Origin of the sequence: Arenibacter sp. ARW7G5Y1 (genome assembly GCF_003201775.1) — a bacterium.
Lineage (GTDB): Bacteria > Bacteroidota > Bacteroidia > Flavobacteriales > Flavobacteriaceae > Arenibacter.
In genome coordinates this window covers 404,447-416,371 of record NZ_QJJZ01000002.1, presented here as the reverse complement: position 1 = coordinate 416,371, position 11,925 = coordinate 404,447, and the positions used below count along the sequence as shown (strand labels likewise).

Here is an 11,925-nt window from a genome sequence, read left to right as displayed (position 1 = left end):
ATTTAACCTAATCTTCGGATTTTCGGCATAAATTTAGCCTAGATATAAAACGTAATTCTAAAAAATATGATTTTTGAACACCTCGCCCTGAACGTAAAAAACATTGAGGACATTAAGGATTGGTATGTTGCCAATTTGGGATTAAAAGTAGTTTTTGAACAAACCGAAGCTCCTTTCATGACCTTTTTTGAGGATTCATCCGGACGTGTAATTTTGGAACTTTACCATAGACCAGATGAAGAAATTACAGATTTTGGAACCAAGCACCCTCTTACCTTTCATTTGGCCTTTGTTTCCCCAAATGCTGAAAAAGATAAGATTAGGCTATTGGAGAAGGGCGCTAGTTTTATAGAGGAAATAAGAAAGGAAGACGGCAGCCATTTGGTAATGCTTCGGGACCCCTGGGGCATGCCATTGCAACTTTGCCACAGGGCCAAACCGTTTTAGGGAGCCTTACGGCATTCCTGTGCCCTTAATTTTTGGACGGGGAAGGCAAGATCCAATCATTATGTCCAAAGTAGTTCCAGGACACACTGCCAAGGTCTATTTTGGGATCTATAAATTCTTGGTACGGTCTACCGTTTACACTGACCCTGGAATTCACAAAAACCGAGATATCCTCCCCTTTTTCCTTATATTCCCGTTTTAAGCGTTGGGCAAACTGCCACATAAAATCCGGATAGGATTTAATTTTACTTTTCTGTCCCCTTGTTAAATAATCGTCCAAATTTACCAGATACGAATTGCCATTGGTATGGTTTACTATTTTAAACGTTGTAATTCCGGTCCTACTCCGTAACATCATTCTCCAACTCAGCCTATGCCCCTCCTCTGTCCACAACACATCGTCCTTTATAAAATAATGTCGGACCGGCAAGGCCAATTGGATCAAAAAATACAGGGACAACAGACCCAAAACCCATTCTCTTCGGGGTGGTACAACAAGGGCATCCCCTTTATAGGGCTCCTTTTTCTTAAAAAACAATTTCCTAATGACTTCAGGCTCAAAAAAGAAGACTGTAAAAGCCAAGGCCAAATAGGGAAAGATGCCAATCTGAAAAACAATGGAATTAAACAAATGAAAGAACAGGGAAGCCACAAAAGCCAATTTTCTAGTAGGTTTCCACAAGAGGGCAGGTACAATCAACAAATCGAACAGGATACCCGAAATCCCAACCACTTTATGAACCAAAGGTTCCTGGAGAAGACCACCAATGATAGGGTAGGATTTTTTATTCTTGAAAAGAATCTCGATAATACTAAAATCCAACCAGTCCCCGTACAACTTGGCCAAGGAGGCATAGGAATAGACTATAAACAATTGCAAGATAATTGCCCATCTTAAATAGGAGGACATATGATTGGTCCTTATGGAAGGATTTCTCTTGGCATCCAGCGAATAATTCCTATTAGCGGGCATCAGAGCCATTATCATCGCAATCAAAATCAACAGGTAATAATGATTGTTATATGCGGTTTTTTGCATAAGGTAAACTGCCGTCCAAAGTATGGCAAAGGCAGCGGCGCTAAATCGGTACCTATATCCCAGGGCAATACAAATTCCCAAGGTGCCCATGGCAATGAAATACAAATACATTCCTATACCGGGCAAAGGCTGCAACCAGTCGAAACCAATAAAATTAAAAGTAAATTCCGGATCTATCAGGTTTTTTTTGACCCAACCCGTGGCAATGGCCCCATAACATTCAAGGCTTACCAAAATACCAAAAAATATCCTGAAAATTAGGAGCGGACTATTATCGATTTGCTTAAAAAGAAACCGATCCAACATCTACTTGGAGATTATGGAAAGGGAAGTTTCCCTATCTTTTTTTAATTGCGCCTGTAAGCCTTCTACGGAATTGAACTTTTTTTCATCCCTTAAACGATCAATAATATCGATCTGAATTTTTTTCCCATAAAGATCCTGATCAAAATCGAAGAAATTAATTTCGATACTTTTTGTCTTGCCCTCCACGGTAGGATTAAAACCGATATTCATCATTCCAAATACAGTATTGCCATCCAATACACTGCTCACTACATAAACTCCATTCTTAGGGATAAGTTTGTATTCTTCAGGGATGGAAATATTGGCCGTAGGGAAGTTCAACGTACGTCCCAAACCCTTTCCTTTCACAACCTCCCCAGTAAGCATATATTTATACCCCAAATACAAATTGGCCGTTTTCATATCCCCCTCATCCAAGGCTTTCCTAATTTTGGTGGAACTAACGGAAACGTCATCCACTTCTTGTGCCGATATTTCTTCCACCTCAAAGTCCAACGCATTTCCAAAAGCCATCAAGTCATTTATATTGGCATTCCTATTTCTGCCAAACCTATGATCATAGCCAATAATGATTTTTTTCGTCTTTAAATCATTCACCAAAATGTCCCTCACGAACTGTGTTGCCGATAAGCGCGAAAATTCTTTGGTAAAGGGGTGTACAATTAAATAATCGATACCTATTTGCTCCAAAATTTTGATCTTTTCATCAATGGTATTCAAAAGCTTTATAGAGACATCTTTTTGAAGCACCATTCTGGGATGGGGAAAAAAAGTAAGTACCGTAGATTTCAATTCGAGCACTTTGGCATTATTTATGAGACGTTCCAATATTTTACGGTGACCAATATGTACCCCATCAAAAGTGCCAATAGTAATGGCAGTAGGGTGCGCTTTATCGTAATTGGAGATGCTTTGAACTGTTATCACAAATTGGAATAATAAAAAAACTTATCTTTGAGTTTGTACAAATACCCGCTTGATGGTTGTAAAATTACGTCTTGTTTTTTCAATATCCATATTTTTTCTTTGCTTTTGCGGATTCGGGCAAACCAAGTATTGGCAAAAAGCCGATTCTAGGAGCAGGAATTCCCAAAGACAAACGGCGGAGTTGAAGGTAAATAACGGCCTTACCTTTTCTTTGCAAAAGGAAGCTTTTTTCAATGAACTAAAGGCCACCCATATCCAAAAGTCATCCAAAACTATAATTTTTCCTAACGAAGATGGGGAATTGATACCTTTCGCTGTTCATGAAGCCTCCGTACTGTCTCCAGAACTTTCCAAGAAATATCCCCAGATAAAGTCATATGTGGGCAGAAGTTTAAATAACAAAAAGGACAGGGTAAGATTTAGTGTTTCCCAAAATGGCATACAAAGCATGATCGTATACGGTGAAAGCAAAAATGCCACCTTTATGCAAAAAGTATCGGATTCCGACAATGAATATGTAGTGTACAATAGGAAGGACGCCTATATGATGAACACCAACTTCATTTGCGAAACCACTTCCCTGATAGAAAAGGACAAAGGACCTTCCGCTTTAAAGTTGGTGGACGGCCAAGTATTAAGAAAATTCAGGGTGGCCATCTCGGCAACAGGGGAGTATACGGAGTTCCACGGAGGAACCGTACCTGATGCACTAGCCGCCATAAATGCTACCATTACCCGGGTAAATGAAGTTTTCGAAACCGATTTGGGAATCAGTTTGGAGATTGTGGCGAATACCGATCAGGTAATCTACACGGATAAGAATTCTGATCCCTATGGAACAAATCTTAATTCTGAAGTACAAAATACCTTGACTACGGTTATTGGCGCCGAAAACTACGATGTAGGCCATTTGTTCCAAAAGGATGAAAATGGAGGGAATGCCGGATTTATTGCTTCTGTATGTATAGATTCCCGAAAAGGAAGTGCCTATTCTTCGGCCTTAATTCCACAAGGGGACATTTTTGACCTGGATTTTGTGGCACATGAAATGGGACATCAGTTTGGTGCCAACCACACATGGTCCTTTGAATCTGAAGGCACTCTGGTACAGGCCGAACCAGGAAGCGGAACAACCATAATGGGATATGCCGGCATTTCCGGCAACAATAATGTGGCCCTGAACGGAGATGATTATTTTCACTATTACAGTATTTTTCAAATATTGGAATATATCAAAACAACGAGTTGTGCCCAGGAGATCTCCTTGCTGAACAATCCACCAGAAATAGTGCCCACTGGTAACTATACCATTCCAAAATCCACTGCCTTTAGGTTAAAAGGCAATGCAACGGATGTGGATGAAGATGATATACTTACATACAATTGGGAACAAATAAATGATGGTATCGTTACCCATAACACCTTTGGGCCAACAAATCTAAGTGGGGCCAATTTCAGATCCCTTAAACCTACGGTAGCACCTTCCAGATATTTCCCAAAACTAAGCAGTATTGTATCGGGCAATCTTACCCAAACCAATCCCAATGTCAACACTACATGGGAGACCGTTTCCGATGTAGAACGGGAACTTGAATTTGCACTTACTGTCAGGGACAACGCTCTAGGGGGGGGACAGGTTACATCGGACTTGGTCAAGGTTATGGTCATAGACAATGCAGGGCCCTTTGTTATCACTTCCCAATCTACCAATGAGACTTATGCTGCCGGCACACGGCAACAGGTTGTCTGGGATGTGGCAAAAACCAATCAAGGCCCAGTAAACACTCAAAAAGTAGACATCTTTTTTTCCGCCAATGGCGGAGCTTCCTTTCCCATCAAATTAGCCGATAGCGTGCCCAATGATGGCCAACAGGATATATTGATCCCTGGATTTGCCACTCCTACGGGCCGAATAATGGTCAGCGCACACGACAATATCTTTTTAGCGGTAAACGCTTCCAATTTTACCATTACACCATCGGACATAGTGCTTAATTTTACCCAATTGCAGCACGAAGTTTGCCAAGGCAATGATTTAATTGTGCCCTTTACCTACCAAACTTATAATGGGTTTACGGAGGAAGCCACCTTTTCCGCAACCGGTATGCCCCCGGGACTGTCTGTTGATTTTTCTCCCACCTCTACAGCGGTGAACGACACTACGGTGAACGTTACCTTTTCCAATACAGATTTGGTAAATCCTGGCAATTACCCCATAAACATAGTGGCCACTACAGAAAATGTCACCAAGGAAGTTGTCATAGATGTAAAAATATTGGAAACTGCATTTACGAATGTGGTCCTGCAATTACCGACCAATGGCGCTACTTCTGCACGTATAGCATCGCAACTGGAATGGGAATCCAATACTTCCTATACCTCCTATGATGTTGAGATTGCCGATGATGCGGCCTTTACCAATATTATTGAGACTGCGAGCGTTATTTTCAACTCCTATATAACTACCGATCTGGTAGAGGAAACTACTTATTATTGGCGCGTTAAACCCAAGAATAGTTGTGGAGAGGGAACTTTTGGCCCTGCTTTTAGCTTTACCACCCTGGAATTGAACTGTGCCTTGGAAGCTGCCAAGGATCTACCCATAGACATATCAACTACCGGGGCACCCACAATTACTTCTAAAATCACCCTTTTGAACGATCTACCGGTGGCGGACATAAATGTTAATTTAGACCTTAGCCATAGCTTTCTTGCCGATTTGGAAGTAACCCTTATATCACCTGCTGGAACCAGGGTAATTCTCGTATCCAATTCCTGTGGAGGAAATCAGGATATACTGGCAACTTTTGATGATAGCGCAGAAGGATTTATATGCGGAACAACTCCAGCTATTATGGGCACGGTAAGACCACTAGGCTCCTTGGCGGCGTTTAACGGGGAATCTACTTATGGGGATTGGATATTGGAAGTCAAGGATATAGCAGCTTCGGACGGAGGAACATTAAATGCCTTTTCCATGGACATTTGTGTAGAAGGCACCTTTAGGGCGGATGAGGATAAAGATGGTGTTTTTGATGATGGGGATGACCTCTGCCTCAACACTCCCATGGGCGCCACGGTTGATTTAAACGGATGTGCCGTTTATATTTTTCCCATAGACAATTTTGAGGTAGAAATCAACAGTGAATCCTGTAGCAATCAAAATGACGGCTCCTTACGTATCGTAGCCAACGTTAATATGGACTACGAAATTACCCTTAGCGGTAACGGAATAAATGAGGACATTAACTTTACCAATTTCTTTTTTAGGGAAGGCCTTTCGGCGGGCACTTATGAAATATGTATTGTAGGCACCGAAGATGACAAGGTATACGAGCCCTATTGTTTTAAGGCCATCATTACACAACCCCCACCCTTATCGGTTACCTCAAAGCTATCGGCTTCGGGGAATCAGACCATATTGAACCTGGAAGGGGGCGACTTGTACAATGTTGAATTAAATGGTATTGTTACGCAAACAAAATCATCCAGTATTACATTGGAGCTTAAACAAGGAATCAACCAAATTAAGGTATCAACCAACCTACCATGTCAAGGTGTCTACGAGGATCAATTGTTACTCATGGACAAACCCGTGGTATTCCCCAACCCATTTGAGGAGGAAGTTACCATTTTAATCAACAACGGACCGGATATCGTAAACACCCAAATTTTTAATTATGCAGGCCAATTGGTGGGCAATAAGGACTACACCCTACATGGCAATGAAATTAAGGTTAATTTTACAGGCCTGTCCCAGGGTATGTATATCCTGAAGGTAAAAGGAGAGGGTGTGAATAGTAATTTTAAGGTCGTAAAAAAATAGAAGGATGAAACCAACAGCCATAATTTTATGCTTTTTGGCCCTAGTGGGATGTGGAGGTAAAGATTCTCCCAAGCCCCCCTTGTCTACCCAGCTGATCTTTCCCTTAAAAAACTCGGAATGCACAACGGGCCAGAACGTAACAGGAACCAATAATTCCATCGTGGAATTTAGATGGCAAACTTCGGACCATACGGAATCCTATGAACTTAGGGCCACCAACTTAAACACCAACACCACCGAAACTATTGTGGTAAAAGGCACCTCGGCTAATTTAACTATTGAAAGAGGAGCCCCATTTTCTTGGTTGGTAGTTTCCAAAAACACCAAAGTTTCAGAAACGGCCCGCAGTGAAACTTGGCGGTTTTTCAATGCAGGTACGGAAACCACCCACGCGCCTTTTCCTGCAGAAGTTATATCTCCCAAAACTGGAACCAATATCTCCAAAGACCTTAATAATGAAGTTCTTTTGGAATGGGAAGGTGCAGATGTGGATAATGATCTGGAAGGATACGAGGTATATTTTTCAACTGAAACCCCACCAACTACTTTGATAAGCACCTTAACATCTGGTAAATCCGATCTAAAGGTCAGTGTTGAAGCCAATACTGTTTATTACTGGAGAATAACTACTATGGACAGGGAAGGAAATACAGCCACCAATAGTATTTCAGAATTTAAAGTTCGCTAAAGCCAGCTTTATTATTAGGTGCCATTGTATTCGTTCATTGTTCTATTGACACCAGAAAGCACAAATGACCGAATTAGGGCATTGACTCTTTCATATCGTTCATTCAGGGCATCCTTTTCCTCTTGGCTCCATTCACCCAAGACATAATCAATTTGTTTACCTTTCCCAAAATCGGATCCAACACCAAACCTCAATCTATTGTAATTGGTAGTAAGAAGATAGTGCTGAACATCCTTCAACCCATTATGTCCTCCATCACTACCTTTGGTCTTTAAACGGATGGTTCCGAAAGAAAGATTGATATCATCTGTGATGATCAGAACATTTTCAAGAGGGATCTTCTCCTTGTCCATCCAATATTTTACGGCTTTTCCACTTCTGTTCATATAGGTAGATGGCTTAAGGCATAATATACTTCTACCCTTGACCTTAAAGGTACCCACATCCCCCAACTTAACCGTTTCAAAGGTAAAACCCTCTTCTACGGATAGGGAATCCAATATTTTAAACCCAATATTATGTCGGGTGTCGGCGTATTCCTCCCCAATATTGCCAAGCCCCACAACTAAAAATTTCTTCATGCCGTCTTTTTCGTCCAACCACGCCCCCTTAAATTTAAAAAACCAATTTAAAAACTGGAACATAGCCCTATTTTTGAAACTCATAAAAATACAAAAGCATCCCGCAGTTACGGGATGCTTTTACATTTTTTTTGGATAAAATCTATTCGTTACCGCCTTCAGCTGATGCTTCTGCAGCAGCTTCTGCTCCTTCTGCTCCCTCTGCTCCTTCTTCATCCTCTTCATCGGTCAAGACAGCATTACGTGCAGCTTTAACCTGAACGACCACGGTATTTTCAGGGTGAAGGATGGTAAACTCATCTTTCAACAATGTGGAAACGGAAATATTTCCACCGATTTTCAATTTAGAAATATCGACATCGAAGAAATCTGGTAAATTGTCCGGTAATGCCTTAATGGCAAGTTTTCTTTTTCTAAACAATAACCTACCACCATTTCTAACCCCTGGAGAGTTACCCAACAACCTTACAGGAATATCCATAGTAACTTCCTTATCCTTGAACAACTGATAAAAATCTACATGTAAAATGCTATCGGTAACGGGATGAAATTGGATATCCTGCATAACAGCATCAAATTTTTTACCATCTTCCAGATCAACCACAACAGTATGTGCGTTTGGAGTGTACACTAAATCTTTGAACGCTAGTTCGTCTGCTGCAAAGTGTAATGGTTTTTCCCCTCCGTAAATAACGCAAGGAACCTTTCCAGCATTACGTAAGGCTTTTGTTGCTTTTTTGCCTACGCTTTCTCTTTCTGATCCTTTAATTGTAATTGACTTCATTGTATGTATTAAATATTAATTAATTTACTCTTTTATTCGGTATTACTTACATAAGAAACTTAGAACTTATGGAAGTATTGTGGTGCACTCTGTGCATTACATCCGCAAACAACTCTGCGCAGCTTATAACCCTTATTTTTTTACTTTCCTTCTTAAGTGGGATGGAATCGGTAACAATAAGTTCCGACAAATTCGAATTTTCAATTTTCTCATATGCATCACCTGAAAGAAGTGCATGGGTAGTAATGGCCCTGACACTTAGAGCTCCCCGTTCCATCATTAAATCAGCTGCTTTTGTCAAGGTTCCCGCCGTATCTACCATATCATCTACCAAAACCACATTTTTCCCTTGCACATCACCAATAAGTTCCATGTGCGAAATAACGTTGGCCTGTGCCCTTTGTTTGTAACATATAACCACATCGCAATTAAGTGCCTTGGAATAGGCATAGGCTCTTTTGGAGCCGCCCATATCTGGCGAAGCAATAGTAAGATTACTCAAATTTAGACTATTCAAATAGGGCAAAAACAGCGTAGAGGCAAATAAATGATCCACCGGTTTTTCAAAAAAACCTTGTATTTGATCCGCATGAAGGTCCATGGTAATAATCCGTGTAGCGCCTGCGGCCTCCAACATTTTAGCTACCAATTTGGCGGCTATAGGAACCCTGGGCTTGTCCTTCCTATCCTGTCTGGCCCACCCAAAATAAGGCATTACTGCGGTTATGTGCCTGGCAGATGCCCTTTTTGCCGCATCCAACATCAACAACATTTCCATCAAGTTTTCAGAACTAGGATTTGTAGAACCTATAATAAATACGCGCATTCCACGTATGGATTCCTCAAAGGATGGTTGAAACTCCCCATCGCTATATCTAGAAAAAATAACATTGCCTAAATTGGAACCAAAGTGTTCGGCTATCTTTTCAGATAGCTTTGTACTTTGGGTACAGGTAAAAATTTTAGGCTCTGGCACTTGATATGGCATTGTTAACGTATTGTTTATTAGTTTATTGGCACTCCTTTTTATAAGGAGGTGCAAATTTAGAAATTAATTTGGGTTGCTAAAGTATAATTGTTGTTATTTTTTTGGTGTTATAAAGAAAATATTTTTTAGTTTTGCAGTCTCAAATGAATCAGGGGTTAAAAGAACAGCTGAGAAAATTGAAATTTAAAAAATAGTAATTTGCTCGAGTGGCGGAACTGGTAGACGCGCTGGATTCAAAATCCAGTTCTTCGGAGTGCGGGTTCGATTCCCGCCTCGAGTACTTAAAGGCCTTGACAGAAATGTTGAGGCCTTTTTTATTGCCCAGGTACAACATAGGTACAACAATTTAACGGATCAGGAACAATTGTTGTGTTTATGCAAATATTCTTATGGAAAAAAAATAGCTTCATAAAGACACTGCATTTTGGCTTCGTTTTCCGCAAGCGTATTTTTGCCGTCCATGAAAGGTAAAAAGGGACTTTAAACGGAGCTATTTTGTCGCGCCAAAAAGGGGTGGATCCAGCCTATTTGCATTTACGGCCTATCTATGGACTAACTATGGCCTATCTATGGCCTATCTATGGAGTATCTATGGACTATCTATGGCCTATCTATGGACTATCTATGGAGTTTGACCCGTCTTTTATCCCCGGACAAGACACACAAGACACTGGGCTTATATTAATCCTATAATGTTGTAAATATTTAAGACACTGCATTGTACCGAAAATGAAATAATGACAAGAATTTATATTTTTTGCCAAATTGTAACTTTTGATTGCACAAGGTAGTCTAACAGACATAAGGCCGAAATCGACAGAATTTGCCGTCTATCCCGGACTAACTTAACATCATATGAAACATATTGTATCTTTTCTGGTCACCATTTTGCTAAGCCAATATACAGTAGCTCAAGATAAACAGCTCGAATCATTTGTTCAATCGTACGCTTCCGAAAACAATTTTAATGGCACGGTATTGGTCGAAAAAGATTCAACCATACTCTACCATAATAGTTTTGGTATTGCCGACCGAAGGTTTAACCTGCCAGTAAATAATGAGACCGTTTACAAAGTTGCTTCAATAACAAAAGCTTTTACCGCCGTTTTAATACTGAACTTGCAACAATAAACGGGACAAAAAGTTAAGCTACATTTTTAAATTGCATTAATTGTTCAAATTCCAGTATTGTGCGGTTACCCAGAGCTGAATGTCTTCTGTTTCGGTTGTACCAGGTTTCTATCCACTCGAACACAGATATAGCGGCCTGTTCTTTTCTCTTATAACGGGTCCTGTATATGAGTTCTACCTTTATGGATTTAAAGAAGCTTTCCGCAACGGCATTGTCCCAACAGTTCCCTTTCCTGCTCATACTCTGCTGAACTCCTTCATAACTGCCCAATAGGTTTCTAAAGGCATTGCAGGCATATTGTACGCCCCTATCCGAATGGAATATCAATTTTCCCGAAAGCGGTCTGTTTTTAACAGCCATTCTCCATGCGGCCATACAAGTGTTTGCGGCACTCAGATCGCTACTGAGTGACCAACCTATGACCTTACGGTCGAAAAGGTCAATAATTATCGTCAAGTAAAGCCATCCCCTCCCGGTCTTTATGTAGGTGATGTCCGATACCCAGGCCCGGGCCTTAGCTTGCGCTGAAAAGTTTCTGTCCAATTTGTTTTCTGCCACCGGATATTTGTGTTTGGAATCGGTGGTGACCACAAACTTTTTAGCATGCACGGCCCGTATACCTTTTTGTTTCATCAGCCGGGCCACCCGTGGCCTGGACACATCGAATCCTTGGGCCCTGAGCTCATCGGTTATCCGCGGGCTTCCGTAGGTCGCCTTACTTTTCTGGTGTATCCGCCCAATTTGAAAAAGTAGCATCCGGTTCTCATTGTCCCGGTCGCAAGGAAGCATTCTTTGACTTCTGTAAAAACCACTTTTGCTCACTTTAAAAACTTTGCACATCTTCCCAACAGGAAATTCCAATCGGTGGTCCTTCATGAATTTGTAGATTTCCTGTCGCTCGCGGAGAAGATGCCTATCGCCTTTTTTAAGATATCCCGCTCCATGGTTACATCGGCGAGCTCCCTTTTTAACCTGGCAACTTCTTTTGCTTCCGGGGTGAGCTGTTTATTCCCGTTGCCGCTAAAGGACAGGGAGGGATCATGGGCAAACTCTCGTCTCCAGCGATAGAGAAGTTCCGATCTGACACCCAGTTCACGGGCAATATCGTTCACATTGCCACGAACGTGGCTCAATTCCACCGCCTTTTGTTTAAATTCTTTACTGTAGATTCTTCTGTTTTCTTTCATCGTTTTACCAAGTTAAGGAT

10 protein-coding genes and 1 tRNA gene are annotated in these 11,925 nt (G+C 41.1%); 5 read left to right on the top strand and 6 right to left on the bottom strand.

Features of this window, described 5'->3' with window-relative positions; all coding sequences use genetic code 11:
• Positions 1-66: 66 nt before the first annotated feature.
• Entirely contained in the window at positions 67-447 is a 381-nt protein-coding gene (locus tag C7972_RS04920) for a VOC family protein (protein ID WP_110355103.1), read from the top strand.
• A 25-nt stretch (positions 448-472) separates the two neighbouring features.
• Here C7972_RS04920 and C7972_RS04915 read toward each other — a convergent pair whose 3' ends face one another.
• Together C7972_RS04915 and C7972_RS04910 are read right to left on the bottom strand one after the other, a co-directional pair.
• Positions 473-1,792, bottom strand: a complete 1,320-nt coding sequence (locus C7972_RS04915; protein WP_110355102.1) for an HTTM domain-containing protein — start codon at positions 1,790-1,792, stop codon at positions 473-475.
• Positions 1,793-2,719, bottom strand: a complete 927-nt coding sequence (locus C7972_RS04910) for a bifunctional riboflavin kinase/FAD synthetase (protein WP_110355101.1) — start codon at positions 2,717-2,719, stop codon at positions 1,793-1,795.
• A gap of 52 nt (positions 2,720-2,771) precedes the next feature.
• Here C7972_RS04910 and C7972_RS04905 point away from each other — a divergent pair, with 52 nt between their 5' ends.
• Both C7972_RS04905 and C7972_RS04900 read left to right on the top strand, forming a co-directional pair.
• Positions 2,772-6,545 (top strand): reprolysin-like metallopeptidase, encoded by a 3,774-nt coding sequence (locus C7972_RS04905; protein ID WP_110355100.1) that lies wholly within the window; start codon positions 2,772-2,774, stop codon positions 6,543-6,545.
• A gap of 4 nt (positions 6,546-6,549) precedes the next feature.
• Positions 6,550-7,233: a hypothetical protein gene (locus C7972_RS04900; protein ID WP_110355099.1), complete on the top strand. Its 684-nt coding sequence runs from the start codon at positions 6,550-6,552 to the stop codon at positions 7,231-7,233.
• A 14-nt stretch (positions 7,234-7,247) separates the two neighbouring features.
• Here the strand turns inward: C7972_RS04900 and pth are convergent, their stop codons facing one another.
• The 3 genes from pth to C7972_RS04885 form a co-directional block, all read right to left on the bottom strand.
• Positions 7,248-7,877 (bottom strand): aminoacyl-tRNA hydrolase, encoded by a 630-nt coding sequence (gene pth / locus C7972_RS04895; RefSeq protein ID WP_220020872.1) that lies wholly within the window; start codon positions 7,875-7,877, stop codon positions 7,248-7,250.
• A gap of 79 nt (positions 7,878-7,956) precedes the next feature.
• Entirely contained in the window at positions 7,957-8,598 is a 642-nt protein-coding gene (locus tag C7972_RS04890) for a 50S ribosomal protein L25/general stress protein Ctc (protein WP_110355098.1), read from the bottom strand.
• 46 nt (positions 8,599-8,644) lie between these two features.
• Complete coding sequence (locus C7972_RS04885; protein ID WP_110355154.1) at positions 8,645-9,586, bottom strand: ribose-phosphate pyrophosphokinase; 942 nt, start codon at positions 9,584-9,586, stop codon at positions 8,645-8,647.
• 200 nt (positions 9,587-9,786) lie between these two features.
• On the opposite strand from C7972_RS04885, the gene C7972_RS04880 reads away from it, so the two are divergent.
• Positions 9,787-9,866, top strand: a tRNA-Leu gene (locus tag C7972_RS04880).
• A gap of 575 nt (positions 9,867-10,441) precedes the next feature.
• Positions 10,442-10,717 carry a serine hydrolase domain-containing protein gene (locus tag C7972_RS04875; RefSeq protein ID WP_110355097.1) on the top strand — a complete coding sequence of 92 codons (276 nt, stop codon included), beginning with the start codon at positions 10,442-10,444 and terminating at the stop codon, positions 10,715-10,717.
• A gap of 13 nt (positions 10,718-10,730) precedes the next feature.
• Here the strand turns inward: C7972_RS04875 and C7972_RS04870 are convergent.
• A protein-coding gene (locus C7972_RS04870) for an IS3 family transposase (protein WP_258364772.1) occupies positions 10,731-11,905 on the bottom strand; the annotation gives its coding sequence in 2 pieces (ribosomal slippage) (positions 10,731-11,650 and positions 11,650-11,905; 1,176 coding nt in all).
• Positions 11,906-11,925: the final 20 nt, after the last annotated feature.

Excerpts from the sequence above, each read along its gene's own strand:
- C7972_RS04915 (WP_110355102.1), bottom strand. The coding sequence starts at position 1,792 with ATGTTGGATCGGTTTCTTTTTAAGCAAATCGATAATAGTCCGCTCCTA.
- C7972_RS04905 (WP_110355100.1), top strand. The coding sequence starts at position 2,772 with ATGGTTGTAAAATTACGTCTTGTTTTTTCAATATCCATATTTTTTCTT.
- pth (WP_220020872.1), bottom strand. The coding sequence starts at position 7,877 with ATGTTCCAGTTTTTAAATTGGTTTTTTAAATTTAAGGGGGCGTGGTTG.
- C7972_RS04900 (WP_110355099.1), top strand. The coding sequence starts at position 6,550 with ATGAAACCAACAGCCATAATTTTATGCTTTTTGGCCCTAGTGGGATGT.
- C7972_RS04885 (WP_110355154.1), bottom strand. The coding sequence starts at position 9,586 with ATGCCATATCAAGTGCCAGAGCCTAAAATTTTTACCTGTACCCAAAGT.
- C7972_RS04890 (WP_110355098.1), bottom strand. The coding sequence starts at position 8,598 with ATGAAGTCAATTACAATTAAAGGATCAGAAAGAGAAAGCGTAGGCAAA.
- C7972_RS04920 (WP_110355103.1), top strand. The coding sequence starts at position 67 with ATGATTTTTGAACACCTCGCCCTGAACGTAAAAAACATTGAGGACATT.
- C7972_RS04875 (WP_110355097.1), top strand. The coding sequence starts at position 10,442 with ATGAAACATATTGTATCTTTTCTGGTCACCATTTTGCTAAGCCAATAT.